The 25,833-nt window shown below is 72.5% G+C and carries 20 protein-coding genes; 15 read left to right on the top strand and 5 right to left on the bottom strand.

Annotation, left to right across the window (positions count from 1 at the left end):
• Window positions 1–41: 41 nt before the first annotated feature.
• The 12 genes from ACFU9E_RS04250 (at window position 42) to ACFU9E_RS04195 (ending at window position 15,080) form a co-directional block, all read left to right on the top strand.
• Window positions 42–1,679 (top strand): peptidoglycan-binding protein, encoded by a 1,638-nt coding sequence (locus ACFU9E_RS04250; RefSeq protein ID WP_380684342.1) that lies wholly within the window; start codon window positions 42–44, stop codon window positions 1,677–1,679.
• 77 nt (window positions 1,680–1,756) lie between these two features.
• Entirely contained in the window at window positions 1,757–2,473 is a 717-nt protein-coding gene (locus tag ACFU9E_RS04245) for an ABC transporter ATP-binding protein (RefSeq protein ID WP_380684350.1), read from the top strand.
• Entirely contained in the window at window positions 2,470–3,708 is a 1,239-nt protein-coding gene (locus ACFU9E_RS04240) for an ABC transporter permease (protein ID WP_380684343.1), read from the top strand. Before ACFU9E_RS04245 ends, ACFU9E_RS04240 begins: the two co-directional genes overlap by 4 nt.
• Window positions 3,709–3,794: 86 nt before the next feature.
• Window positions 3,795–4,547, top strand: a complete 753-nt coding sequence (locus ACFU9E_RS04235) for a hypothetical protein (RefSeq protein ID WP_380684344.1) — start codon at window positions 3,795–3,797, stop codon at window positions 4,545–4,547.
• Between the two features lie 181 nt (window positions 4,548–4,728).
• On the top strand, window positions 4,729–6,285 hold the full coding sequence (lysX, locus tag ACFU9E_RS04230; RefSeq protein ID WP_380684345.1) for a bifunctional lysylphosphatidylglycerol synthetase/lysine--tRNA ligase LysX: 1,557 nt from the start codon (window positions 4,729–4,731) through the stop codon (window positions 6,283–6,285).
• 4 nt (window positions 6,286–6,289) lie between these two features.
• Window positions 6,290–6,412, top strand: coding sequence for a hypothetical protein (locus ACFU9E_RS04225; RefSeq protein WP_355357848.1), 123 nt, complete (start codon window positions 6,290–6,292; stop codon window positions 6,410–6,412).
• 118 nt (window positions 6,413–6,530) lie between these two features.
• A complete protein-coding gene (locus tag ACFU9E_RS04220) occupies window positions 6,531–6,992 on the top strand; it encodes a BlaI/MecI/CopY family transcriptional regulator (RefSeq protein WP_380684346.1) in 462 nt (153 codons plus the stop codon).
• Between the two features lie 9 nt (window positions 6,993–7,001).
• A complete protein-coding gene (locus tag ACFU9E_RS04215) occupies window positions 7,002–7,538 on the top strand; it encodes an amino-acid N-acetyltransferase (RefSeq protein ID WP_380684347.1) in 537 nt (178 codons plus the stop codon).
• Window positions 7,539–7,629: 91 nt separating this feature from the next.
• On the top strand, window positions 7,630–7,980 hold the full coding sequence (locus tag ACFU9E_RS04210) for an Lsr2 family protein (RefSeq protein WP_380684348.1): 351 nt from the start codon (window positions 7,630–7,632) through the stop codon (window positions 7,978–7,980).
• Between the two features lie 590 nt (window positions 7,981–8,570).
• Window positions 8,571–11,090, top strand: coding sequence for an ATP-dependent Clp protease ATP-binding subunit (locus ACFU9E_RS04205; RefSeq protein WP_380684349.1), 2,520 nt, complete (start codon window positions 8,571–8,573; stop codon window positions 11,088–11,090).
• Window positions 11,091–11,441: 351 nt separating this feature from the next.
• Window positions 11,442–13,790 carry an immune inhibitor A domain-containing protein gene (locus ACFU9E_RS04200; RefSeq protein ID WP_380689867.1) on the top strand — a complete coding sequence of 783 codons (2,349 nt, stop codon included), beginning with the start codon at window positions 11,442–11,444 and terminating at the stop codon, window positions 13,788–13,790.
• A 414-nt stretch (window positions 13,791–14,204) separates the two neighbouring features.
• The gene (locus ACFU9E_RS04195) at window positions 14,205–15,080 is read left to right on the top strand and encodes a M23 family metallopeptidase (RefSeq protein ID WP_380689336.1); all 876 of its coding nucleotides are present in this window, start codon (window positions 14,205–14,207) and stop codon (window positions 15,078–15,080) included.
• Between the two features lie 26 nt (window positions 15,081–15,106).
• On the opposite strand, the gene ACFU9E_RS04190 is transcribed toward ACFU9E_RS04195, so the two are convergent.
• Window positions 15,107–15,733, bottom strand: coding sequence for a TetR/AcrR family transcriptional regulator (locus tag ACFU9E_RS04190; RefSeq protein ID WP_380689334.1), 627 nt, complete (start codon window positions 15,731–15,733; stop codon window positions 15,107–15,109).
• Between the two features lie 256 nt (window positions 15,734–15,989).
• Between ACFU9E_RS04190 and ACFU9E_RS04185 the strand changes: the two genes are divergently transcribed.
• On the top strand, window positions 15,990–17,618 hold the full coding sequence (locus tag ACFU9E_RS04185; RefSeq protein ID WP_380689332.1) for an MDR family MFS transporter: 1,629 nt from the start codon (window positions 15,990–15,992) through the stop codon (window positions 17,616–17,618).
• 89 nt (window positions 17,619–17,707) lie between these two features.
• Here the strand turns inward: ACFU9E_RS04185 and ACFU9E_RS04180 are convergent, their stop codons facing one another.
• Window positions 17,708–18,661: an A/G-specific adenine glycosylase gene (locus tag ACFU9E_RS04180; RefSeq protein WP_380690094.1), complete on the bottom strand. Its 954-nt coding sequence runs from the start codon at window positions 18,659–18,661 to the stop codon at window positions 17,708–17,710.
• 182 nt (window positions 18,662–18,843) lie between these two features.
• On the opposite strand from ACFU9E_RS04180, the gene ACFU9E_RS04175 reads away from it, so the two are divergent.
• On the top strand, window positions 18,844–19,737 hold the full coding sequence (locus ACFU9E_RS04175; RefSeq protein ID WP_380690092.1) for a hypothetical protein: 894 nt from the start codon (window positions 18,844–18,846) through the stop codon (window positions 19,735–19,737).
• A gap of 132 nt (window positions 19,738–19,869) precedes the next feature.
• Here ACFU9E_RS04175 and disA read toward each other — a convergent pair whose 3' ends face one another.
• Both disA and radA read right to left on the bottom strand, forming a co-directional pair.
• On the bottom strand, window positions 19,870–20,928 hold the full coding sequence (gene disA / locus ACFU9E_RS04170) for a DNA integrity scanning diadenylate cyclase DisA (RefSeq protein ID WP_380682789.1): 1,059 nt from the start codon (window positions 20,926–20,928) through the stop codon (window positions 19,870–19,872).
• Between the two features lie 188 nt (window positions 20,929–21,116).
• Window positions 21,117–22,616, bottom strand: a complete 1,500-nt coding sequence (gene radA / locus ACFU9E_RS04165; protein ID WP_380682773.1) for a DNA repair protein RadA — start codon at window positions 22,614–22,616, stop codon at window positions 21,117–21,119.
• Window positions 22,617–22,774: 158 nt separating this feature from the next.
• On the opposite strand from radA, the gene ACFU9E_RS04160 reads away from it, so the two are divergent.
• Window positions 22,775–24,562 carry a hypothetical protein gene (locus ACFU9E_RS04160; RefSeq protein ID WP_380682774.1) on the top strand — a complete coding sequence of 596 codons (1,788 nt, stop codon included), beginning with the start codon at window positions 22,775–22,777 and terminating at the stop codon, window positions 24,560–24,562.
• A gap of 362 nt (window positions 24,563–24,924) precedes the next feature.
• On the opposite strand, the gene ACFU9E_RS04155 is transcribed toward ACFU9E_RS04160, so the two are convergent.
• A complete protein-coding gene (locus ACFU9E_RS04155; protein WP_380682775.1) occupies window positions 24,925–25,596 on the bottom strand; it encodes a GAP family protein in 672 nt (223 codons plus the stop codon).
• Between the last annotated feature and the right edge of the window lie 237 nt (window positions 25,597–25,833).

The raw sequence follows: 25,833 nt of genomic DNA, 5'->3' as shown, positions 1-25,833 counted from the left end.
GCTGAGCAGTTGTTTTGTTCTCCCGGAACGAGGGTGGGGGCGTGGCAGAGTTCGAGCAGCCGGACGTGACGCCGGAGGCGGCGGCGGACGACGAGGTGGCCGGCGGCGGGCGGGGGGTCCGGCGCCGCCGGCGGGCGCTGGTGCTGGTCATGGCGGCCGCGGTGGCGCTGGCCGGCGGCGGCGTGGCGGCGTCGACGATGATCAAGTCGCCCGCGCAGGCGGCCGCGGACAGCGAGCCGCCGGCGCCGGACGTGCTGACCGCGGCGGTGGAGCAGCGGGTGCTGACCGACTCCGTGGTGATCCGCGGCCAGGTGAGCGCCGGGCAGTCGGTCGACGTGGCGCCGGCCGGGGGCGGCGGGGCCGCGGGGGCGAAGCCGGTGGTGACCAAGCTGCCGGTCAAGGTCGGCGACCAGGTGCAGGCCGGGCAGTCGGTGCTGGAGGTGGCCGGGCGGCCGGTGTTCGCGCTGCACGGCGACCTGCCGGTGTACCGGGACCTCAAGCCGGGCGCCACCGGCCAGGACGTCAAGCAGCTCCAGCAGGCGCTGAAGGAGCTGGGGTTCGAGTCGTCCGCCGACCCGGAGGGGACGTACGGCGCCGCCACCAAGGACGCGGTGAAGGCGTTCTACGCGGCGCGCGGCTACGACCCGCTGCCTGCCACCCCCGACGGGGACACCCAGGTGACCGCCGCCCAGGACGCGGTCACGGGGGGCGAGCGCGCCCTGGCGGACGCCAAGGACGCGCTGAAGCAGGCCAAGAAGCGCTACGACGAGGCGGTGGCGGCCGCCCAGCAGCAGGCGCAGCAGAGCGCCGCGCCGAGCACCGCGCCGACGGCCGGGGCGACCTCCGGTGCCGCCGACACCGGTGGCCGCCCCGCCGCGAGCGGCGGCGCGGCCCCGGCCCCGGTCGGGGAGAGCCCGGTGGACGCCGCCCGCACCGCGGTCGACGCCGCCCAGAAGCTGGTGAACCGCTCCACCGAGGACCTCACCAAACTGCGGAAGAAGGTGACGGACGCGAAGGCCGTCGCCGGCCCGATGGTCCCGGCCGCCGAGCTGCTGTTCCTCTCCGGCTTCCCGGCCCGGGTCGACTCGGTGGCCGGCCGGATCGGCGGCGAGGTGTCCGGCAAGGTGCTGACCGTCTCGGCCGGGGCGCTGGTGGTCAAGGGCAGTCTGACCATCTCCGACAAGGGCCTGGTGCACCCCGGGCAGACGGTGGAGATCCTCTCCGAGGTGACCGGCCTCAAGGCCGCCGCCAAGGTCGCCGCGGTCGCGGACACCCCCGGGGACGGCCAGCCGGCCGGCGCCGCGCCGGGCGGCGGCCAGGGCGGCGGCCAGAACCCGCCCGCCGCGCAGGGCGGCGCCGCGAACGGCTACCAGATGGTGGTCCAGCCGGACGCCCCGCTGGACCAGCGACTGGCCGGCCAGGACGTCCGGCTCACCGTCCAGGCCGCCTCCTCGGCCGGCCCGGTGCTGGTCGTCCCGCTGTCGGCGGTCTCCGCGACGGCGGACGGCAGGACGGTGGTGACGGTGTACGAGAACGGGCAGCGCCGCCGGGTGGAGGTCACCCCCGGAACGGTGGGCGGCGGCAGCACCGAGGTCCGGCCGCTGACCGAGAACACCCTGAAGCCGGGCGACCAGGTGATCGTCGGCGTCAAGGACGCCACCGGGGCGGGTGCCAAGTGACCGACCCGACCCAGGTGACCGACCCGACCGACCCGACCCAGGTGACCGACCTGCCCGGAGCGACCCAGGTGACCGACCTGCCCGGAGCGACCGGCCCGGCCGCCCCCGTCATCGAGTTCCGCCAGGTCGGCCTGACCTACCCGGGCCCGCCGCCGGTGGCCGCCCTGAAGCCGTGCGACCTGGCGATCGCCCCCGGCGAGTACGTGACCGTGATCGGCCCGTCCGGCTCCGGCAAGTCCACCTTCCTGAACATCGCCGGCCTGCTGGACGCCCCCACCACCGGCCACTACCTGCTGGACGGCATCGACACCGGCGGGCTCCCGGACGCGGACCGCACCGCGCTGCGCGGGCGCCGAATAGGCTTCGTCTTCCAGTCGTTCCACCTGCTCCCGCACCGCTCGGCGGCCGAGAACGTGGCCCTCGCCATGCTCTACACGGCCACCCGGGGCCGGCGCGGCGCCGCCGAGCGGCGCGAACTGGCCCGGGCGGCACTGGTCCGGGTGGGCCTCGGCCACCGGCTGGACGCGCTGCCGACCCGGCTCTCCGGCGGCGAGCGCCAGCGGGTGGCGATCGCCCGGGCGCTGGTCGGCCGTCCGTCGCTGCTGCTCTGCGACGAGCCGACCGGCAACCTCGACACCGTCACCGCCGAGTCGATCCTGGCCCTGCTGGACGAACTGCACGCCCAGGGCCTGACGGTGCTGCTGATCACCCACGACCCGCAGGTGGCCGCGCGCGGCCGGCGGACGGTGGCGATCCGGGACGGTCTGCTGCGCGAGGAGGTGGCCGTCGCATGAGGCCGATCCACCGCCGCGACCGGGTGGTCGAACCCTCCCGCCTCCCGCTGCGCGACCTGTTCGCCGAAGCGCTGGCCGGGGTGCTCCAGCGACCCGCCCGCTCGGCGCTGACCGGTCTGGGCACCGTGCTCGGGGTGGGCACCTTCGTGGCCATCCTGGGGCTGACCGCGACCACCTCCTCCCAGATCGACTCCCGGTTCAGCGTGCTGAGCGCGACCGAGGTGAGCGTCGAGGACATCGGCGGCACCCGTCCCGACCTGGTGCCGCTCTCCTTCCCGACCGACGCCGACGCCCGGATCCAGCGGCTGAACGGGGTCGAGGCGGCCGGCGTCTACTGGCCGGTGAACCAGGCCTCCGGAACGGTCCGGGCCGCCCCGGTGGGCCGACAGGTCGGCGGCGAGCAGGTCGCCGTGGTGGCCGCCTCGGCCGGGGTGCTCGCGGCGGCCGAGCCGCACCTGCTGCAGGGCCGGACCTTCGACAGCTGGCACGACTCCACCGGCCGCCAGGTCGCGGTGATCGGCGCGGCGCTGGCCTCCCGGCTGGGCATCACCACACTGGACACCCAGCCGGCGATCTTCCTGCAGAACAAGCCGTTCACGGTGATCGGGATCGTCGACGACGTGAAGCGCAAGCCGGACCTGCTGCTCTCGGTGACGGTGCCGCGCGGCGCCGCCGCCAAGCTCTGGGGCGAGCCGGAGCGCGACCGGGCCAAGATGATCATCTCGACCCGGATCGGCGCCGCCCGGCAGATCGCCGCCGAGGCCCCGCTCGCCCTGGACCCGGCGCACCCGGAGTACTTCAAGCCCGTCCCGCCGCCGGACCCGCGCACGCTGCGCTCCAACGTCACCTCCGACCTCAACCAGCTGTTCCTGCTGCTGGCCGGCATCTGCCTGGTGATCGGCGCGGTCGGCATCGCCAACACCACCCTGGTCGCCGTCCTGGAGCGGACCGGTGAGATCGGCCTGCGCCGGGCGCTGGGCGCGCGCGGCCGGCACATCACCGGCCAGTTCCTCTCCGAGTCGGCCTCGCTGGGGCTGATCGGCGGTCTGGTGGGCACCTCGCTCGGGGTGCTGACGGTGCTCGGAGTGGCGCTCGCCCGGGAGTGGACACCCGTGGTCGACCCGGCGACGGTGGCGGCCGCGCCGGTGATCGGACTGCTCACCGGACTGCTGGCGGGGGTCTACCCGGCCTGGCGGGCGGCCCGGATCCAGCCGGCGGAGGCACTGCGCCGCTGAGCCGCCCCGGCACGATCCCGGGCCGGACGCGCGGCGTCGGCGCGACGCTACCGACAAATCGGATATTCCTCACGTAGTGTCAGCCCATGCCTACGCCACACGGATCGCGCGGCGGCATGGCCTTCAGCGCCGACGAAGTCCGCGTGCTGCGCCGCGCCCTCGCCCAAGCCCTGCACCCCGTCGTCCCCGTCCACCTCCAGCTCCCCGGCCGGCCGGCGTCCGCCGACGCGGGCGCCGCGCTGTGGGCCGAGGACGTCCAGGACGCGCTGCGCCTGACCGAGGCGATCGACGAGGCCGTCCAGGAGGGCGGCCGGCTGCGCGCCTTCCTCCTCGCCGACCTCGCCCGCTACCGCACCGCCCTGCCGGGCAGTGCCAGCGGCTACCTGGAACGGCTGGAGGAGGCGGTCGCCGACGGCTACCTCCCCGGGCCGGAGGACCTCACCGCGCTGCGCGGACTGAGCCGCCAGCCCTGCGGCCAGGGCGAGCGCTCCCGCCGCTCCCGGCTCGCCGGGCGCTGCCACGCGCTGGCCGAGGCCGCCGTCCGCGAGCGGCTCGCCCTCACCACCGGCCAGCGCCACCTCGTCGCCGTACCGAGCCCCGCCGCACCGAGCGGCAGTCCCCTCACCCCTGCTGGAGGACGGATCCCGATGAGCAGCACCGAGCCCCCCGTCGAGCAGTCCGCCGACCCCCGCGCGCCCCAGGGCCGCCAGCCCGTCCGGCCGCACCGGATGCCCACCCCCGCGGAGCTGTTCGGCCGCCGCCCCAAGCCGCCGGCCCACCCGGCCGCGCCGGCGGCGGCCGAGGACACGGACGTGGAACTGGCCACCGGCACCGGCTGAGCCCACCGCACCGACGCCTCCCCGGGGAGGCCGCGCCGGATCCGTCCGGCCCGGCCTCCCCGGTTCCGTTCCCGGCTCCCGTTCCCGGCGGCCCCGTCGCGCCACCGCGGCACCACTGCCGCACCGCGCGGCACGGTAATCCTGTGGCAAAGCACCGGTGGCGGCTGGCTACTCTGGTGGGGTGAGCGATCAGAGCCCTATCCCCGCGACCGACGACCTTCCCGAGCAGATGCGCGTCCGGCGCGAGAAGCTGGAGCGGCTCCGGGCCGCCGGCGTCGACCCCTACCCGGTCGGCTTCCCCCGGACGAGCACCATCGCCGACCTCCGGGCCAAGCACCCGGACCTCACCCCGGACACCGCGACCGGCGAGCGGGTCGGCATCACCGGCCGGGTGATCCTCTCCCGCACCGGCGGCAAGCTCTGCTTCGCCACCCTGCGCGACGGCTCCGGCGACCTCCAGGTGATGCTCTCCCTGGACAAGCTGGGCGAGGAGCGGCTGTCGGCCTGGAAGTCCGACATCGACCTCGGTGACCAGGTCGGCGTCGAGGGCGAGGTGATCACCTCCCGGCGCGGCGAGCTGTCGGTGATGGTGGACCGCTGGGAGCTCACCGCCAAGTGCCTGCGCCCGCTGCCGGACAAGCACAAGGGCCTGACCGACCCGGAGGCCCGGGTCCGCCAGCGCTACGTCGACCTGATCGTCAACCCGGAGGCCCGCGAGATCCTCCACCTGCGTTCCAAGGTGGTCCGCTCGATCCGCCGCACCTACGAGGAGCGCGGCTACATCGAGGTCGAGACCCCGATGCTGCAGCCGGTGCACGGCGGCGCCAACGCGCGGCCGTTCAAGACGCACATCAACGCGTACGACATCGACCTCTACATGCGGATCGCCCCCGAGCTGTACCTCAAGCGGCTGGTGGTCGGCGGCGCGGAGAAGGTCTTCGAGATCAACCGCAACTTCCGCAACGAGGGCGCGGACTCCACCCACAACCCCGAGTTCACCTCGCTGGAGTCGTACGAGGCCTACGGCGACTACGACACCCAGGCCGAGCTGATCCGGGCCACCATCATCAACGCCGCCCGGGACGCGCTGGGCACCACGGTGATCAAGGGCCTGGACCCGCACGGCGTGGAGCACGAGATCGACCTGGCCGAGCCCTGGGAGGAGATCGGCGTCTACCCCGGCATCTCCGCCCGGCTGGGCGCCGAGGTCACCCCGGAGACCGGCGTCGAGGAGCTGCGCAAGCTGGCCGCCGAGCACGGCATCCCCTTCGAGAAGGAGTGGGGCCACGGCCAGATCGTGCTGGAGATGGTCGAGCGCCTGCTGGAGGAGAACGCCGTCCGGCCGACCTTCATCAAGGACTACCCGACCGAGGTCTCCCCGCTGACCCGCCAGCACCGCTCGATCCCGGGCGTGGCCGAGAAGTGGGACCTGGTCATCTTCGGTACCGAGATCGGCACCGCCTACTCCGAGCTGGTCGACCCGGTCGAGCAGCGCGCCCGGCTGACCGCGCAGTCCCTGCTCGCGGCCGGCGGCGACGTCGAGGCGATGCAGGTCGACGAGGACTTCCTGCGGGCCCTGGAGTACGCGATGCCGCCCACCGGCGGCCTCGGTCTCGGGGTGGACCGCCTGATCATGCTGCTGACCGGCAAGAACATCCGGGAGACGGTGCTCTTCCCGCTGGTGAAGCCGGAGCCCAAGGCGTCCGCCGGTGCGGCGGAGAAGACCGAGGAGGAGTGACCTGATGGACTACGTCAGCGCGATCGTCCCGCCGCTGGTCATGGCGATCGGTTTCGGCTTCCTGGTGCGGGCCATCATCCGCAGCCAGGGCGGGGCCCAGAAGACCAAGGAGGACCTGGTCGACTGACCCCGTCGGTCGCCCGTGATCACCCCGCGCCGCCATTCCCGGATTCCGGGGGTGGCGGCGCGCCGGTTTGCGGCACTTCACAAGATTTGCCCCATTCACTCCCTATCCTGGCCGCACTATGGTCCGGCAACTCGGCGAACTTGAGAACGCCATCATGACCCGGGTGTGGCGGTGGAACCGACCGGTCACGGTTCGCGAGGTTCTCCTGGATCTGCGGTCGGAACGCGATATCGCGTACACCACGGTGATGACCGTGCTGGACAAGCTGCACAGAAAGGGCTGGCTCCGCCGGGAGCGCGCGGGCCGGGCCTATCGATATGAACCGGTCTCCTCGCGCGAGGCGTACACGGCGGCCCTGATGAACGACGCATGGGCCACGAGTGACAATCCCGCCGCGGCCCTGGTGCACTTCTTCGGCCTGATGTCGCCCGAGCAACGGGAGGCGCTGCGGGACGCCTTGCGGGTGGCCGCTCTGTCCCCGTCCGATCCGGCCGCCGCGGATTCCCCGCGGAGCGGGCCGGAGAGCGGATCCGGGAGCGGACCGGATACCGACGGGACCGGGTCGGGGCCGGCACGATAACGTCCCGCCATGGAGGTCACCATCCGCCGGGCGCGGACCACGGACGTGCGGGCCGTACGCGGGCTCATCGACGCCTACGCACGCGACGGCATTCTGCTCGACAAGCCCACCGTCACACTGTTCGAATCGGTGCAGGAGTTCTGGGTCGCGGAACGCGACGACAACGGCACCGTGGTCGCCTGCGGCGCGCTGCACGTGATGTGGGAGGACCTCGCCGAGGTCCGCACCCTCGCCGTCGACCCGTCCGCCCGCGGCCACGGGGTCGGTCACCTGCTGCTGGAGAAGCTGCTGCAGACCGCCCGCTGGCTCGGCGTCCGTCGGATTTTCTGCTTGACGTTCGAGGTCGCCTTCTTCGCGAAACACGGTTTCACCGAGATCGGGGAGCTCCAGGAAACCGATGATGGTACGACAGACCCGGCGGCGATCGCTACGGATGTCTATGAAGAACTTCTCCGCTCGTACGATGAAGGTGTCGCCGAGTTCCTCGACCTGGAGCGGGTGAAGCCCAACACACTGGGCAACTCGCGCATGCTGCTGCACCTGTGAGCCGCCCCCGGACGGCCAGGGGTTTGTGTTTTCCGGGGAAAGGCGCTTTCCTTTCCTTAGGCAATGGGTCGTTTAGCGGAAAGGGAAGCCCGTGGCACAGAGGGTGCAGGTCATTCTTGAAGACGATCTCGACGGCGGGTCGGCGGACGAAACGGTGACGTTCGCGCTCGACGGCGTTGCCTACGAGATCGACCTGAAGAGCGCCAACGCGGACAAGCTCCGCGGCCTGCTGGCGCCGTACGTGGAGAAGGGCCGCAAGCAGAGCGGCCGGCTCGCCGGCACCCGCCGCCCCGGCCGCGGCTCGGCCCCGCGTCCGTCCGGCAGCGTCCCGGACACCGCCAAGATCCGCGCGTGGGCCAAGGAGCAGGGCCTGGAGGTCAACGACCGCGGCCGCGTCCCCAGCAACGTGCGCGAGGCCTACGAAAAGGCCAACGCGTCCTGAACCGGGTGACGCCCGGCAGTCCGGACGGGTGCGGGGTTCCGGGCGCCGCGTGAGGCGTCCACGGCGGACGCGCGGGGCGCGGAGGGTTGCCTCCGCGCCCCGCGGCGCACCGCGTCACGGCCTGTGCAAGGCTGTAAGGGCGAAGCGGCGACGCGGACGCCACCGGGCGGCGCACACCGGCCGTCCCGGCCGCGGCTGATCCACCGTCAGCGGCGGCCCGACTTCTCGCCAGGCGAACACCGCCACCGCGGAAACTGCGCGAGAACCACCCCGATACCGGGTATGAATGCAGAGGGACGGGGTCCGGGACTCCGCCCGGGGCAGGACGCGTGACCGGTCGGACACCCACCGGCAGCGCCACGGCGGAGGTTGTTCGCCGATGGCGTAGCGGTATCCGGTGCATCCGGCCCGCGTGCGGGAACACCGTCTCCCAGCATCGGGTTGGGATTGGTGTCGGCTGGTCGCGCAGTATGTCGCTCCCCTTCAAGGGGGCGAATCCGTGGGCCGCGCCGCTGAGCGGGACTAGCATGCGGAAGGACAGGGCGGGGACGGACCCCGAACTGCCCGACCGCTCTGAGGAGCGATAAACGATGTTCGAGAGGTTCACCGACCGCGCGCGGCGGGTTGTCGTCCTGGCTCAGGAAGAAGCCCGGATGCTCAACCACAACTACATCGGCACCGAGCACATCCTCCTGGGTCTGATCCACGAGGGTGAGGGTGTCGCCGCTAAGGCCCTGGAGAGCCTCGGGATTTCTCTTGAGGCCGTTCGCCAGCAGGTCGAGGAGATCATCGGCCAGGGCCAGCAGGCCCCGTCCGGTCACATTCCCTTCACCCCCCGGGCGAAGAAGGTCCTGGAGCTGTCGCTCCGGGAGGCCCTGCAGCTCGGCCACAACTACATCGGCACCGAGCACATCCTGCTCGGCCTGATCCGCGAGGGCGAGGGCGTCGCCGCCCAGGTCCTGGTGAAGCTGGGCGCCGACCTCAACCGGGTCCGCCAGCAGGTCATCCAGCTGCTCTCCGGCTACCAGACCCCCGGCGGCAAGGAGTCGGCCACGGCCGGCGGGCCCGCCGAGGGCACCCCGTCGACCTCGCTGGTCCTGGACCAGTTCGGCCGCAACCTCACCCAGGCCGCCCGCGAGGCCAAGCTCGACCCGGTCATCGGGCGCGAGAAGGAGATCGAGCGGGTCATGCAGGTGCTGTCCCGCCGCACCAAGAACAACCCGGTGCTGATCGGTGAGCCCGGCGTCGGCAAGACCGCCGTCGTCGAGGGCCTGGCCCAGGCGATCGTCAAGGGCGAGGTCCCGGAGACGCTCAAGGACAAGCAGCTCTACACGCTGGACCTGGGCGCCCTGGTGGCCGGCTCCCGCTACCGCGGTGACTTCGAGGAGCGCCTGAAGAAGGTCCTCAAGGAGATCCGCACCCGCGGCGACATCATCCTGTTCATCGACGAGCTGCACACCCTGGTCGGCGCGGGCGCCGCCGAGGGCGCCATCGACGCCGCCTCGATCCTCAAGCCGATGCTGGCCCGCGGCGAGCTGCAGACCATCGGTGCCACCACGCTCGACGAGTACCGCAAGCACCTGGAGAAGGACGCCGCGCTGGAGCGCCGCTTCCAGCCGATCCAGGTCGCCGAGCCGTCGCTGCCGCACACCATCGAGATCCTCAAGGGCCTGCGCGACCGCTACGAGGCCCACCACCGGGTCTCCATCACGGACGCCGCCCTGGTCGCCGCCGCCACCCTGGCCGACCGGTACATCTCGGACCGCTTCCTGCCGGACAAGGCCATCGACCTCATCGACGAGGCCGGCTCCCGGATGCGCATCCGCCGGATGACCGCGCCGCCGGACCTGCGCGAGTTCGACGAGAAGATCGCCGACGTGCGCCGCGAGAAGGAGAGCGCGATCGACGCGCAGGACTTCGAGAAGGCCGCGTCCCTGCGCGACGACGAGAAGCAGCTCCTGCAGGCCAAGGCCAAGCGCGAGAAGGAGTGGAAGGCCGGCGACATGGACGTCGTCGCGGAGGTGGACGAGGAGCTCATCGCCGAGGTCCTGGCCACCGCCACCGGCATCCCGGTCTTCAAGCTGACCGAGGAGGAGACCTCCCGGCTGCTGCGCATGGAGGACGAGCTGCACAAGCGCGTCATCGGCCAGAAGGACGCCATCAAGGCGCTCTCCCAGGCCATCCGGCGCACCCGTGCGGGCCTCAAGGACCCGAAGCGCCCCGGCGGCTCGTTCATCTTCGCCGGCCCGTCCGGTGTCGGTAAGACCGAGCTGTCCAAGACGCTCGCCGAGTTCCTCTTCGGCGACGAGGACGCGCTGATCGCCCTCGACATGTCGGAGTTCTCGGAGAAGCACACCGTCTCCCGGCTCTTCGGCTCGCCCCCCGGCTACGTCGGCTACGAGGAGGGCGGCCAGCTCACCGAGAAGGTGCGCCGCAAGCCGTTCTCCGTCGTCCTCTTCGACGAGGTGGAGAAGGCCCACCCGGACATCTTCAACTCGCTGCTGCAGATCCTGGAGGACGGTCGTCTGACCGACTCCCAGGGCCGCGTGGTCGACTTCAAGAACACCGTCATCATCATGACGACCAACCTCGGCACCCGGGACATCTCCAAGGGCTTCAACCTGGGCTTCGCGGCCCAGGGCGACAGCCAGACCGGCTACGAGCGGATGAAGGCGAAGGTCGGCGAGGAGCTCAAGCAGCACTTCCGCCCCGAGTTCCTGAACCGTGTCGACGACATCGTGGTCTTCCACCAGCTGTCCGAGGACGACATCATCCAGATCGTCGACCTCATGATCGCCAAGGTGGACGAGCGGCTCAAGGACAAGGACATGGGCCTGGAGCTCAGCGTCGAGGCCAAGAAGCTGCTGGCCAAGCGCGGCTACGACCCGATCCTGGGCGCCCGGCCGCTGCGCCGGACCATCCAGCGCGAGATCGAGGACCACCTCTCCGAGAAGATCCTCTTCGGCGAGCTGCGGGCCGGCCACATCGTGGTCGTCGGCGTCGAGGGCGAGGGCAAGGAAGCGAAGTTCACCTTCCGCGGCGAGGAGAAGACCGCGATCGCGGACACTCCGGCGGCGGTCGCCTCCTCGGGTCCCGACCTGACGAAGTAGCAACATTTAACAGATAACAGCTAACGGTTTGGGCCCCCGGCGTTCGCGCCGGGGGCCCAAACCGTTTTTCGTACCGCCGCCGAAGGCGTGACCCGGACCACGAAGGACCAGGTCGGGGGCCGGACGGAGGGCCGGTGCGGGTGCGACCGAAACTGCGACCCTCTTTAATGGCAATGCCATTGACGGACAGTCAGCTGATAGGGGGTCGCGGAGCATAGCGCTGTGGCCATGTCACGGTCAAGGTCTATCTTTTCCGTCCACGCTTGGATCAAATGACGTCCACCTGTCTTTCATTGGTTTACCGGAAGGCCAAGAGCCGGACGGTTTGGGGAGGACGTCACAACGTTGAAGATGACCAGGAAAGTCGCTGCGGTCGCCTCGTCCGCGGCGGTCATAGCCGCGCTCGGCGCGGGGCTGCTCCCGAGCACGGCCGTTGCCGCCGGCTCCGCCCCCGTTCCGCAGGACCCGGCCGATGCCGTTCAGACCAGCACCGAGCACAACCTGCCCGGCCCGCTGACCGAGAAGGTCGAGGCCGAGCAGAAGGCCGCCACGCAGCAGCTTCTCGACGGCACCGCGAAGGTCGAGCAGCACGGCGGCGGCTCCAGCATCAAGCTGGGCAAGGACAAGTACGTCGAGCTCGCCCGTGAGCGCACGGACAAGATCTTCACCATCCTGGTGGAGTTCGGTGACGAGGTCGACAACACCACCAAGACCGCGGACGGCCGGATCAAGTACGGCGGTACCCCCGGTCCGCAGCGCAACCAGATCGAGAAGCCGGACGCTGCCACCAACAACTCCACCCTCTGGCAGGCCGACTACAACCAGCAGCACTACCAGGACCTGTACTTCAACAAGTCCGGTGACTCGCTGAAGACCTACTACGAGAAGCAGTCCTCGGGCCGCTACTCGGTGGACGGGCAGGTCACCGACTGGGTGAAGGTCAAGTGGAACGAGGCCCGCTACGGCTCGGACTACTGCGGCCAGCACGTCTGCGCCAACGCGCAGGACCTGATCCGCGACGCGATCGACACCTGGGTCGCCGACCAGAAGGCCAAGGGCCAGACGGACGAGCAGATCAAGGCCACCATCGCGCAGTACGACCAGTGGGACCGGTACGACTACAACCACAACGGCAACTTCAACGAGCCGGACGGTTACATCGACCACTTCCAGATCGTGCACGCCGGTGAGGACCAGTCGGCGGGCGGCGGCAAGCAGGGTACTGACGCCCTGTGGGCCCACCGCTCGTACGTCTACGGCACCGGCGCCGGCAGCACCGGTCCGGCCAGCAACCTGCTGGGCGGCACCCCGGTCGGCAACACCGGTGTCTGGGTCGGCGACTACACCATGCAGCCCGAGAACGGCGGCCTCGGTGTCTTCGCCCACGAGTACGGCCACGACCTCGGCCTGCCGGACCTCTACGACACCTCCGGCAGCGGCATCGACAACTCGGTCGGCTTCTGGTCCCTGATGTCCTCCGGTTCCTGGCTGGGCGAGGGCAAGAACTCGATCGGCGACATGCCGAACGACCTCGACGCCTGGAGCAAGCTCAAGCTCGGCTGGCTGAAGTTCGACAAGGCCAAGGCCGGCACCGAGTCGACCCACCACATCGGCCCGGCGGAGTACAACAGCAAGCTCCCGCAGGCGCTGGTCGTCGACCTGCCGAAGAAGTCCGTCACCACCACCATCAACAAGCCCTACGCGGGCGCCAACGAGTGGTGGAGCGGCAGCGCGGACGACCTGAACGTCTCGCTGACCCGTGACGTCGACCTGACCGGCAAGACCAAGGCCAGCCTGTCGGCCAAGGCCTGGTACGACATCGAGCAGGACTTCGACTACGGCTACGCCGAGGTCTCCACCGACGGCGGCACCAGCTGGAAGGCCCTCGACGGCACCTACAACGGTGTCGCGCTGCCGAAGGACCCCTCGGGCAACGCCTCGCTGACCGGCAACTCGGGCGGCAACTGGGGCGACCTCGCCTTCCCGCTGGACGCCTACGCCGGCAAGGCCGTCAAGGTCCGCTTCCGCTACGTCACCGACGGCGGCCTGCACCTCAAGGGCCTGGCGCTGGACGAGCTCGCGGTGACCGCCGACGGCGCCACCGTCTTCACCGACGGCGCCGAGAACGGCGACAACGGCTGGACCGCCAAGGGCTTCTCCCGCACCACCGGCTCGTTCAGCAACGACTACAACCAGTACTACATCGCGGAGAACCGCCAGTACGTCTCGTACGACCGGACCCTGAAGGTCGGCCCGTACAACTTCGGCTTCGCCGACAAGCCGCTCTGGGTCGAGCACTACCCGTACCAGCCCGGTCTGCTGATCTGGTACTGGGACGAGTCGCAGAGTGACAACAACGTCACCAACCACCCGGGCCAGGGCCTGATCCTGCCGGTCGACTCGCACCCGACCCCGCTGAAGTGGAAGGACGGCACGCTGATGCGCCCGCGCATCAACGGCTACGACTCGACCTTCGGCTCGCGCAAGACCGACGGCCTGACCCTGCACCGGGCCGGCGTCGAGACGGTCGTCCCGAAGGCCAAGGGCGTCGACGAGTTCTCCGACCTGAAGTCCTACTGGTCGAAGGACAACCCGTACAGCAGCGTCATCGTCCCGAAGACGGGCACCAGCATCGAGGTCGAGAACGAGTCCTCGAACTACCTGGAGACCTGGATCCGCGTCCGCCCGGTCGACAACTGATCGACCGAGCTCTGACGCCCGGTCCCTGACCAGGCACCGCTGAGCCGATCCGGCCCGCTCCCGCACCTGCGGGGGCGGGCCGGATTCTTTGCGTCCGGGCGTGTCCGGGCACTCCGCGGGCGTCTCAAACCCGGCCCGCAGGTGGTGCTGCTCACAACCCGCCGGGCCGGTACGAGCGGGGGTAGTAGTGCGGCCGAATGCCGCCCTCCGGCCGCCGACCCATGACCCGACGATCCGACCGCATGATCGTCGTTCCGACACTGCGGTTTCCGGCCGCACTGATGACTACGCGCCGTAGTACGTCACACGGTTTGGGACTCCGCTCGGTGACGGTTACACCTGAGTGGTCCCTCGCTCAGCCCACCCGAACGGGCTCGGCGTGCTGCCCCCCGTACGTTCGTGAGGTCGAGCTCCATGCCTTCCGTCCCGCCTCTGGGGCCGGCCCTGTGCCGGCTCGCCGACTCCTTCCTTCGGCAGACCGGCCGCAGCAACCACTCCACCACCGCCGCCGCGGCCGGTGCGGCCGTGCTGACCGGCGCGCTGCTGCTCGCGGCCTCGGGCAGCGCCTCGGCGCAGACGGTCGACCCGACCACCCCCGGCAGCTCGGCGTTCACCGTGCCGCAGGGGGCGACGCCCGTCTCGGCGCTGGTCCAGGTGGCGGGTCCGAGTTCGTACACGCTGCCGTCCGAGCGGGCCTCGGCCCAGCAGTACGTGGCGGTCGCGGCCAACCTGGTGCCCGAGCAGGCCGCCGCCGAGCAGGCGCCGGCCGCCGAGCCGCAGCCCGCTCCGCAGGAGGCGCCCGCCGCTCCCGCGCCCGCCCCGGAACCGGCCCCCGCGCCCGCGCCCGCCCCTGCCCCTGCCCCTGCCCCTGCCCCTGCCCCGCAGTGGTCGGCACCGGTCCCGGGCGCGCCCACCAGCAACCCGTACGGCGTGCGCAACGTCCACTACGCGGCCGGCTACCACACCGGTGTGGACTTCGCGGTCTCCTCCGGCACCCCGCTGCTCGCGGTCGGCAACGCCACCGTGGTGTCGGCCGGCTGGGACGGCGCGTACGGCAAGGAGGTCGTGCTGCGGCTGGCGGACGGCCGGTACGCCCAGTACGCCCACATGTCCTCGATCTCGGTCTCGGCGGGCCAGCGCGTCGCCGCCGGGCAGCAGATCGGCCGCTCCGGCAGCACCGGCAACTCGACCGGGCCGCACCTGCACTTCGAGATCCGCTCGGCCAACAAGTACGGCGCGGTGATCAACCCGATCGCCTACCTGTCCGGCCACGGGGTCTCCGACTTCTGATCCCCCACCCGGGCCGCTCGGGCCGCTCAGTCCGTCGGGGCGGGCCTGCCGATCAGTCGGCAGATCTCCAGCGCGACGTGCTGGGCGGCCACGATCGCCTCCTCGCGGGTGGCCTCCGCCACCGGCACCCCGGCGACCAGGCGCTCGGCCCCCGGCCGCTCGTCCTGCTGGAGCAGGAAGAGCGCCGAGTTGATGGTGAACAGGGACATCGCCGCCCGCAGCCGGTCCTCGAAGCTCGCCGCCGGGCCGTGCATCAGCCGGACCAGCGCGATCATGGTGTCCCGGAACTCCTGCCCGGCCGGCAGGTCGCGCAGCGCGGGCTGGTTCTCCTGGAAGAAACGGAGCAAGGGCGCCCGCTCGGACATCCCGGCCGCGAACCGGCGGATCAGCTCGTCCCGCACCTCGGGCGTCCAGGTCTGCTCGCGCCCCCAGGCGATCAGCTCGTTGATCGGGGCGGCGGTGGCCGCCACGATACCCTGGACGATGTCCTCCTTGGTCTTGAAGTGGTAGTAGAGCGCGGCCTTGGTGACACCGAGGCGGTCCGCGATCTCCCGCAGCGAGGTGCGCTCGTAGCCGTGCTCGGAGAAGAGCTCCAGGGCGACCGCGACGATGCGCGCCCGGGTGTCGCTACGGGGGCCGTGCGTCGTGCCCATCGCCTGCCTCTGACTGCGTCGTGATCCGGTCCCCGCGGTCGGCCGACGGCCGCCGCGGCGCAGTGGCGGACACCTCTGCGGCGACCGCTCCTGCGTTCATTCTTCCTGCCCAGGGCGCCTGTCGAAAAACTGGCTTGACGACCGGCTAGTGAACAACCTACCGTGCCGACGGTCCACAAACTAGCCGGGCGACAAGTAAGGAGGCCGTCGCAGGCCGCGCCGGTCGCCCGACATCCTGTCCGGGAGACACCCACCCATGTCACACCCCAAGGCCGACACCGGCGCCCCCGAGAAGAAACCGGCCGAGGAGGAGCAGCCCCGCTCGGCCCGCGAGATCCGCCTGGTCATGATCGGCCTGGTGATCACCATGCTGCTCGCGATGCTCGACGGCCTGATCGTCGGCACCGCGATGCCGACCATCGTCGGCGAGCTCGGCGGCGCCGAGCACCTGTCGTGGGTGGTCACCTCGTACACCCTGGCCACCGCCGCCTCCACCCCGATCTGGGGCAAGCTCGGCGACATGTACGGCCGCAAGGGCACCTTCCTCACCTCGATCGTGATCTTCCTGGTGGGTTCGGCGCTCTCCGGCCTCTCCCAGGACATGAACCAGCTCATCGGCTTCCGCGCCCTGCAGGGCCTGGGCGCCGGCGGTCTGATGGTCGGCGTCATGTCGATCATGGGCGCGCTCGTCCCGCCGCGCGACCGCGGCAAGTACCAGGGCATGTTCGCCGCGGTGATGGCCCTCGCCACCATCGGCGGTCCGCTGGTCGGCGGCTTCATCACCGACCACCTGAACTGGCGCTGGACCTTCTACATCAACCTGCCGCTCGGCGCCGTCGCGCTCGCCGTCGTGATCGTCACGCTGAAGCTCGCGAAGGTCCGCAGCAAGGCCAGGATCGACTACCTCGGCGCGGTGCTGCTCACCACCGGCATCACCTCGCTCACCCTGATCACCACCTGGGGCGGGCAGGAGTACGCCTGGGGCTCGAAGCAGATCCTGGGCCTGACCGCGCTGGCCGCGGCCACCCTGATCGGCTTCTGCTACGTCGAGCAGCGGGTCCAGGAGCCGATGCTGCCGCTGTCGCTGTTCCGGAACCTCAACTTCACCCTGGTCTCGATCATCGGCTTCGTGGTCGGCTTCGTGATGTTCGGCTCGACCGTCTTCCTGCCGCTCTACCAGCAGACCGTGCAGGGCGCCTCGGCGACCAACTCCGGCCTGCTGCTGATGCCGATGATGTTCGGCATGCTGGTGATCTCGCTGGTGGTCGGCCAGGCGGTGACCAAGACCGGCAAGTACCGGATCTACCCGATCATCGGCACCATCGTGATGACCGCCGGCATGCTGCTGCTCTCCACCCTCGGCACCGGGACCTCGGGCTTCGTCTCCGCCTGCTGGATGGTGGTGCTCGGCGCCGGCATGGGCTTCCTGATGCAGATCACCATGCTGGTCGCGCAGAACAGCGTCGAGATCAAGGACATGGGCGTGGCCAGCTCCACCGCCACCCTGTTCCGCACCATCGGCGGCTCGTTCGGTGTGGCGCTGTTCGGCGCGCTGTTCAACAACCGGGTCACCGCGACCATGAACGAGCGGCTCGGTTCGGCCGCCGGCGCGGGCGGCTCGCAGGGCGGCGACCCGGCGCAGCTGAGCCCGGCCGCGCTCAAAGCGCTGCCGGCCCCGGTCCAGGACGCCTACCACCACGCGGTGGCCAACGGCATGCACACCGTCTTCCTGTGGGGTGCCGCCGTCGCGGTGATCGCGGTCGCCGCCGCGGTCTTCATGCGCGAGGTGCCGCTGCGCGGGGCCGGCGGGCCGTCGGCGGACGCCGAGGACGGCAAGGGCAAGAAGGGCGCCGCGACCGACAACATCGAGGCCGTCGCGATCTGACGGTCACGGTCCGACGCGGGAACGCGCCGAGGGCCCCCGTACGCCGAACCGGCGGACGGGGGCCCTCGTACGTGCGGCCACGCGTGTGGCTAGCGGGGCAGTCGGTAAACGCCCTGCTCGACCGGTTCGACCAGGCCGTCGGCGACCAGGCCGTCCAGCGCCCGGGCCCGCTGCACGGCGTCCGGCCAGACCGCGTCCAGCCGGGCCTGCGGCACCTCGCCGTGGGTCTCGCGGAGCACCGCGAGCAGCTTGCCGCGCACCTGCCGGTCGGTGCCCTCGTAGGACTGGCCGCGCCGGGCCGGGCCCTCGTACGGCGGGCGGCCGGCCCGCTGCCAGGCGCAGGCGGTGAACAGCGGGCACTCCCCGCACTCCGGGCCGCGGGCCGTGCAGACCAGGGCGCCCAGTTCCATCACGGCCACCGCCCAGGTGGCGGCCGTCCCGGCGGCCTCGGGCAGCAGGGCGGTCGCCGTCCGCCGCTCGGCCGCCGTGGTGGCCTGCGCCGGGTACTCCACGCCGGTCACCGCGCGGGCGAACACCCGGCGGACGTTGGTGTCCAGCACCACGTGCCGCCGGCGGAAGGCGAAGGAGGCCACCGCCGCCGCGGTGTACTCGCCGACGCCGGGCAGCGAGAGCAGCGTCGCGTGGTCGTCCGGGACCTCGCCGTCGTGCTCCTCGACGATCGCCACGGCGGCCGCGTGCAGGCGCAGCGCCCGGCGCGGGTAGCCGAGCCGGCCCCACATCCGGACGGCCTCGCCGGGCGCCTCGGCGGCCAGCTCGGCCGGGGTCGGCCAGCGCTCCATCCAGGCCTCCCAGGCGGGCAGGACGCGCTTGACCGGGGTCTGCTGGAGCATGAACTCGCTGACCATCACAGCCCAGGGCGAGGCGTCCGGGGTGCGCCAGGGGAGGTCGCGGGCGTTGGCCGCGTACCAGTCGAGGACGGTCTCGTGCAGGACGGGCAGCGGCAGCCCGAGCCTCGGCGCCTCGGCGGGGGTCGCGGGGGCGGGGACGGCGGGGGTGACGGGGGTGACGGTGTTGGCAGCCATGGCCCTTCGATCCTCCCATGCCCGGGTCGACAGCCGAAGCGGACCACGGGATTCCTCATGTTGGCGCAAAACACCCCATTCAGCCTCCCTCGAACGGCGCAAATGGCGGATCATGTGAAGGAAGGGGTGACTGTGCGGTGTTGGTGCGTCAAGGGGCACACACTGTCTCGTAGAGTTTGGGCGTGCCCTCTCTGCGTCAACCCGTAGGACCGCTGCCGGCCTCGATCTACTGGCGTCGGCGCATCGTCGTGCTCGTCGCCGTCGTCGCGGTCGCCGCCCTCGTCATCTGGCTGATGACCGATCAGGGCGGAGGTGGCGACGGCAAGGACAAGGCCGCGCAGGCCGTACCGACCCAGTCGCAGAGCCAGTCACCCGCCCAGGCGATCACGCCGGGCGCCTCCCCGACCGGCCCGGTCAACAACTCCCGCCCCGGCAGCGGCAGCAGCGGCGGCTCCTCCGGCGGCGCGGTGGGCGGCTCCGGCGGCGGCGACGTCAGCCTGAGCACCGGCGGCACGACCGGCGGCGGCGCGGCACCCGCGACCGGCGGTGCGGCGGCGGGCGGTGCGGCGGCCGGCGGCGGCAGCGCGAGCGGAGGCACCGGTGGGGGTACCGGCGGTGGCGGCACCGGCGGCCCGCCCCCGGTGAACACCGCCGAGATCATGGCCCTGCCGGTCTGCGCCTCCTCGCAGGTGACGCTCAATCTGGCCGGCGCCCAGAACGCCTACCAGCCCAAGGACAAGCCCAAGCTGGCGCTGACCATCAACAACTCCTCCGGCACCACCTGCCGGCTGGACCTGGGCCGGGCCGCCTCGGCGATCACCGTCACCGCGAGCAACGGCGAGCGCATCTGGTCCTCCGGCGACTGCCCGGCCGACCGGAACAGCAGCTGGGTGCAGCTCCCGGCCAACGGCGGGCTGACCGAGACCTTCACCTGGGACCGCGTCCACAGCAAGCCGCAGTGCGCCACCGCCGACGCGTCGACCGCACCGGCCGGCACCTACCTGGTGGTCGCCGACCTCACCGGCCTCTCCGGCGGGCAGGCCTCGGCCCGCTCCTCGATCCGCCTGGAGAACTGACCGGCCCTCACCATCGACCCGGGGCAGGACAGACCGAAGCCCGGACCGCTCAGGCGGTCCGGGCTTCGGTCTGTCCGGGGCGGGGCCGATCCGGATCGGGTCGGATCGGGTCGGGTCGGGTCGGCCGCCGGGTCAGACGTAGCGCTCCAGGATGGACGACTCGGCGAGCCGGGACAGGCCCTCGCGGACCGAACGGGCCCGGGTCTCGCCGACGCCCTCGACCGTCTGCAGGTCGTCGATGCTCGCGGCCAGCAGCTTCTGCAGGCCGCCGAAGTGCTCCACCAGGCGCTCTATCACCGTGTTGGGCAGGCGCGGGATCTTGGCCAGCAGCCGGTAGCCGCGCGGCGAGACCGCCGAGTCCAGCGACTCCGGCGAGCCCGAGTAGCCGAGCGCCTTGGCCACCGTCTGCAGGTCGAGCAGCTCGGCGTGGGTGAGGTCCTCCAGGTCGGCCAGCACCTCGGTGACGGTCCGGCCCTTCTTGGCGGCGCGCTCCGGGAAGTAGTCCCGCGCGACCAGTTCGCGCTCCGGCTCCACGCCCGCGATCAGCTCGTCCAGCTGCAGCGAGAGCAGCCGGCCGTCGATGCCGAGCTCCAGCACGTAGCCGGCGATCTCGGTGGCGATCAGCCGGACCATCTCCAGCCGCTGCGCGACGGCGGTGACGTCCCGGACCGTCACCAGGTCCTCGATCTCCAGCGCGGAGAGCGTGCCGGCCACCTCGTCCAGGCGCAGCTTGTAGCGCTCCAGGGTGGCCAGCGCCTGGTTGGCGCGGGACAGCACGGTGGTGGAGTCCTCCAGCACCCGGCGGGTGCCGTTGACGTACATGGCGATCAGCCGCATCGAGTGCGAGACCGCGACCACCGGGAAACCGGTCTGCCGGTTGACCCGCTCGGCGGTGCGGTGCCGGGTGCCGGTCTCGTCGGTCGGGATGGTGGAGTCGGGCATCAGGTGGACGCCGGCCCGGACGATCTTGGTGATGTCCTTGTCCAGCACCACGGCGCCGTCGAGCTTGCACAGCTCACGCAGCCGGGTCGCGGTGAACTCGACGTCGAGCACGAAGCCGCCGGTGCAGAGCGACTCGACGGTCTTGTCGAAGCCGAGCACGATCAGGCCGCCGGTGTTGGCCCGCAGCACCCGCTCCAGGCCGTCGCGCAGCGCGGTGCCGGGGGCGATGGCGGTGAGGGAGGCCCGCAGCAGGGCCTCCTCGCGGGAGGACTTGTCCGCCCGGTCGCTGGCTGCCACGTGACTCCTCCGGTCGACCCCGTACCGCGCCCCCTCGTGCGGGCGCCGGCCTAGGGTCTGTTGCTCTGTCGCTTAGTACTGCCTTATCACCAATGAGACAGGGGAAAGTCTAACTGCGTGCGGCAACGGCAGGGCTTGGGTCAGCGCAGTTCGTCGGAGTCGAGCGGCTCCCACCCGTCCATGAGCTCCTCCGGGTGGGCCGCCGGGCGGGGCGCGCGGGGTGCCGGCGGCGCCGACGGTGCCTCATTCCTCGGCTTGGCGGCGGCCCGGCGGCGGCCCGGGATGGCCCGCAGCGCCTCGCCGATGTCCGCCACCTCGACCACCTTCATGCCCGGCGGGACCTTGCCCGGGTCCGGCGGGACGAGCGCGTGGGTGAAGCCCAGCCGGTGCGCCTCGGCCAGCCGCCGCTGCACGCCCGTCACCCGCCGCACCTCACCGGCCAGGCCGACCTCGCCGATCGCGACCAGGTTGCTGGGCAGCGGGGTGTCGGAGGAGGAGCTGGCCACCGCGAGCGCCACCGCGAGGTCCGCCGAGGGCTCGGAGAGCTTCACGCCGCCGACGGTGGCGGTGTAGATGTCCTGCTTGCCGAGCTTCACCCCGCCATGACGCTCGACCACGGCCAGGATCATCGCGATCCGGGGCGACTCCAGGCCCGAGGTCGTCCGGCGCGGCGAGGGGATCTGCGAATCCACCATCAGCGCCTGCACCTCGGCCACCAGCGGCCGCTTGCCCTCCAGGGTCACGGTCAGGCAGGTGCCCGGCACCGGCTTGTCACGCCTGGTCAGGAAGAGGCCGGACGGATCGGCCAGGCCCGCGATGCCCTCGTCGTGCAGCTCGAAGCAGCCGACCTCGTCGGTCGCGCCGTACCGGTTCTTGACCCCGCGGATGATCCGCAGCCGGGCGTGCCGGTCCCCCTCGAAGCTCAGCACCACGTCCACCAGGTGCTCCAGCAGGCGGGGGCCGGCGATCTGGCCGTCCTTGGTGACGTGGCCGACCAGCAGGGTGGCCATGCCGCGCTCCTTGGAGGCCCGGATCAGCGCGTTCGCCACCTCCCGGACCTGGGCCGGGCCGCCCGGCGCGCCGTCCAGCTCGGCGGAGGCGATGGTCTGCACCGAGTCCAGGATCAGCAGGCCGGGGCCGACCGCCTCGACGTGGCCGAGCACGGCGCCGAGGTCCGACTCGGCGGCCAGGTAGAGGTGCTCGGAGAGCGCGTTGATCCGGTCGGCGCGCAGCCGGACCTGGCCGGCCGACTCCTCGCCGGTGACGTAGAGGGTGCGGTGCTGCGCGGAGGCCGCCTTGGCGGCGACGTCCAGCAGCAGGGTGGACTTGCCGACGCCCGGCTCGCCCGCCAGCAGCACCACGGCGCCCGGCACCAGGCCGCCGCCGAGCACCCGGTCCAGCTCGGACACGCCGGTGGAGCGCGCCGTCGCCACCTGGCCGTCCACCTGGGCGATCGGGCGGGCGGGCGCGCTGACCGGGCCGGCGGCGGTGGTCCGGATCGGCACCGCGCCGTACTCCTCGACCGTGCCCCAGGCGTTGCACTCCGGGCACCGGCCGACCCACTTGGGCAGCTGGTTGCCGCACTCGGTGCAGCGGTAGGCCGGGCGCGGCTTGGCGGTGGTCTTGGTACGGGCAGCCATGCGGTCACCGTAGCGCCTGGGTACGACAGCGCGGGGGCGGCGGGGGTCTCCGGGGGTGGCCGGGGTGGGTCCACGAATGGGCGATGTTGTTACCCGAAAGAAGTACAACCGGGCGGAATCACTCGGACCGGGCTGGTGCGCTCTCTACCGTCGGACGGGTGACGACGAGTACGGAAGGGCCGCGCGACGCCGTCCTCGCGGCGTACGAGCGACAGGTGGACGGCCTCTTCACCTACTGCCTCTCGGTGCTGTGCGAGCACGAGGCCGCCGCGGCCGCCCTGCGGGAGGTGCGCGAGCTGGCGGTCCGGTACGGCGACCGGCTCGCCGAGCCCGGGCTGGTCCGGGCATGGCTGTACTCGCTGGCGCGGTACTGCTGCCTGCGGCGGCTGGCGGACGGGGGCGGGAGCGGGACGGGCGGGGGCCGTGGGGGCGACGGGGACGGCGGGGCCGAGGCGGTCCGACGGAGGCGTGAACTGGCTTCGCTGGCGTGGCCCGAGGCGGCCGGCACCGCCCCCGAGCAGCGCGAGGCCCTGGAGCTGTCGGTCCGGCACCGGCTCAGTCCGATCGAGGTGGCGGCCGTCCTCGGGCAGCCGTTCGAGGACGTGCGGACGCTGCTCGCCTCCGCGCTGGCCGAGGTCGGCCGGACCAGGGCCGCCCTGCTGGTGCTCGGCGTCGGCAGCTGCCCCGAGCTGGACCGGCTCGGCGGCGCGGGCGCGGAGAGCTGGCGGGACTGGGTGCTGGGCCCCGCGCTCCGCCGGGAGCTGGTGCGGCACGTGGTCGACTGCCCGACCTGCCGGGGTACGGCGGAGCGGGTGGCCGGCGAGGTGCCGGAGGACGGCACGGCCGGGCTGTCCGGGCTGCCGGTGCTCACCGCGCCGGGCAGGGGCGCCGGGGCGGCGGGGACGGTGGCGGTGCGGGTGCGGGTGCCGGCGCGGGTGTCGGTGCCGACCGAGGTCGGGCTCCGCTTCGACCAGGGCGGCTTCCCCCGGCACCGCGCGCCGGACGGCGGACGGGGCCCGGCGGTGCGGCGGCGGGTGGTGACCACCGGGGTGCTGGCCGCCGTCCTGGCCGCGCCGGTCGTCGCCCTGTGGGCCGGGCACCGGGGCGGGACCGGGGCCGGGGAGGCGGCGTCGGTCTCCTCGGTCCGGGTCGAGGGGGACCGTTCGGCGGGTGCTGCCGCGGCGGGTGGTTCGGCGGGTGGTACGGCAGAACCGCGCGGGGCTGCGGGGGCCGCCGGGGCCGCCAAGGCGGTCGGGGCGGTGATCGGGGCGGTCGGCGAGGTCTACCGCGGGTCCGGTCCGGCGGTGGCCGGGATGGAGCTGGCGGGGGCAGGACCGCGCCCTGCAGAAACGTTGCTGCCTGGGGTCCAGGGGCCGCTGATTCCGGTCCCGACCCCTGCTCCCACTGCTGCTGCCCCAGCCGCTGTGCCGACCCCCGTCGACGGACCGAAGGGGGCGCCGACGGGGGCACCGGCACCAGCGCCGTCCGGCCTGCTGACCGTCGAGGCGGGCGAGTACGGCAGCCGCACGGTGCTCACCCTCACCAACTCCGGCGGCACCGAGATCCGCTGGCACGCCGTCGTGGACGCGCCCTGGCTGCGGCTCAGCCGCGACGCCGGCACGCTCGCGCCCGGGCAGCGGATCACCGTGATCGTCAGCGTCGACGAGGACCTCGCCCCCGCGAACCACTGGACCGCCCGGATCGCGCTGCCGCCGTCCCAGGCCGTGGTCACCATCGAGGGCGGCCCGCAGCACCGCGGCGGCGCCACCCCGACCCCGACCGGCGACCCGGGCCCCGCCGAACCCACCACCACCCCGAGCCCGGGCCCGACCGCCGCACCCACCCCGACGCCGACACCGGCGCCGACCAGCGAACCGACGTCCGCGACATCCCCAAGTCCCTCCCCGGCCGGCACCACCACCCCGGCAAGCCCGGCACCGCACTGAGGCGGGGGCCGTACGAGGCCGGGCCGCCGGACCCGAGAGCGGAAGGATGGCCCGCTGCACCAACGGCACAACACCCCGAACCCGGCCGCCTCGGCGCTCAGCTACCGGACACCCCGCACCACGCGGGGGCAAAGGCAGCCCGGGGCCGGCCGCCAGGCCAGCGGCGCTGCGGCGACGATGCCTCACGGCGAGCGCCGCAGCGTGTGGTCAGGTGGCCAGGTCGGCGAGAACGGCGCCCACGCGGCAGGCAGCGAGGACGTCAGGCGGCCGGGCCCAAGATGACCACACCCAGCAACAGGCAGCGAGGCCGTCCGGCGGTCGGGGCAGGGATAACCGCACCCGCGCGGAAGGCGCCGAGGACATCAAGCGGTCAGGCCGGAGAGGGCGGCACCCACGTGGGAAGTGCCGAGGGCGAGGAGGAGGGTCGGCTGGACCGCCGCGTTATGGGTGGCCGCCCAGGCTCGCCACTCGTCGAGGCGGCGGGCGGCGTGGTCGCCGCCGTGGAGGTGGACGGCAAAGGGCAGCAGGGTGCCGAGGGAGCCGATCAGCACCAGCAGCGCGGCGGCGCCCGCCTTGCCGGAGGCCGGGGCGCCGCCGGTGCCGATCGCGACCGCGGCGGCGAGGGCGAGCAGTGGGTTCTTCGGATCGGTCGCCAGCAGGGTCGCCCCCAGTGCGGCGGACCGGGCGGGGGTGGAGCGGTCGACCGTCCGCATCCACTCCGGCGGGCCGTGCACCCGGCCCTCGCGCGGGCGGTCCCACCACCGGCGCACGCCGAGCAGCAGGAGCAGCCCGCCCACCGCCAGCTCGAACCACCACGACCAGTCCGGGGCCACCGTGCCCGCGGCGAGCCGTGATCCGAGCGGCACCACGACGGCCGGCACCGCCGCCAGCGCGGCCGTCCAGCCGACGGCGAACGCCGTCCCGTCGGCCCGGCCCCGGGGCGTCGCGAGCAGCAGGACGGTCGCGACCAGCGCCATCGGGCTGATCGCGATGCCCACGGCCGGGGCCAGCATCCGGCCGACGGCATCGCCCATCGCGCTTCCTTCCTGCTCGGGCGGACCCGCCCGGGAAGGCCGGCCCGCCGGACGCCTGGACCCTCTCCCTCGGATCACACCGGGCGGAGGCCGGGGGCGAGGCTGGGGACGTGTCCGCTCCGGCGGCGACGGCCCGGCGTGCTCCGAAGAAGAGGGCCCCGGGGCGCGTCTTGTGGATCAGCCCGGACGAGGCCGCGACTCCCCCGGCCCGGCGGCCGGGGGCGTGCGTGCCCTGGC

The sequence above is a fragment of the Kitasatospora sp. NPDC057595 genome, assembly GCF_042800875.1.
Classification (GTDB): Bacteria; Actinomycetota; Actinomycetes; order Streptomycetales; family Streptomycetaceae; genus Kitasatospora.
The sequence above is the reverse complement of the archived record's forward strand: the minus strand, read 5'-3'. Positions and strand labels throughout refer to the sequence as shown.

Bases quoted from the DNA above. Each gene is read 5' to 3' on its own strand.
- radA (WP_380682773.1), bottom strand. From the start codon at position 22,616: ATGGCTGCCCGTACCAAGACCACCGCCAAGCCGCGCCCGGCCTACCGC.
- ACFU9E_RS04185 (WP_380689332.1), top strand. From the start codon at position 15,990: ATGTCACACCCCAAGGCCGACACCGGCGCCCCCGAGAAGAAACCGGCC.
- ACFU9E_RS04190 (WP_380689334.1), bottom strand. From the start codon at position 15,733: ATGGGCACGACGCACGGCCCCCGTAGCGACACCCGGGCGCGCATCGTC.
- ACFU9E_RS04225 (WP_355357848.1), top strand. From the start codon at position 6,290: ATGGACTACGTCAGCGCGATCGTCCCGCCGCTGGTCATGGCGATCGGT.
- ACFU9E_RS04220 (WP_380684346.1), top strand. From the start codon at position 6,531: ATGGTCCGGCAACTCGGCGAACTTGAGAACGCCATCATGACCCGGGTG.
- ACFU9E_RS04195 (WP_380689336.1), top strand. From the start codon at position 14,205: ATGCCTTCCGTCCCGCCTCTGGGGCCGGCCCTGTGCCGGCTCGCCGAC.
- ACFU9E_RS04215 (WP_380684347.1), top strand. From the start codon at position 7,002: ATGGAGGTCACCATCCGCCGGGCGCGGACCACGGACGTGCGGGCCGTA.
- ACFU9E_RS04205 (WP_380684349.1), top strand. From the start codon at position 8,571: ATGTTCGAGAGGTTCACCGACCGCGCGCGGCGGGTTGTCGTCCTGGCT.
- ACFU9E_RS04240 (WP_380684343.1), top strand. From the start codon at position 2,470: ATGAGGCCGATCCACCGCCGCGACCGGGTGGTCGAACCCTCCCGCCTC.
- ACFU9E_RS04235 (WP_380684344.1), top strand. From the start codon at position 3,795: ATGCCTACGCCACACGGATCGCGCGGCGGCATGGCCTTCAGCGCCGAC.
- ACFU9E_RS04180 (WP_380690094.1), bottom strand. From the start codon at position 18,661: ATGGCTGCCAACACCGTCACCCCCGTCACCCCCGCCGTCCCCGCCCCC.
- ACFU9E_RS04200 (WP_380689867.1), top strand. From the start codon at position 11,442: ATGACCAGGAAAGTCGCTGCGGTCGCCTCGTCCGCGGCGGTCATAGCC.
- ACFU9E_RS04155 (WP_380682775.1), bottom strand. From the start codon at position 25,596: ATGGGCGATGCCGTCGGCCGGATGCTGGCCCCGGCCGTGGGCATCGCG.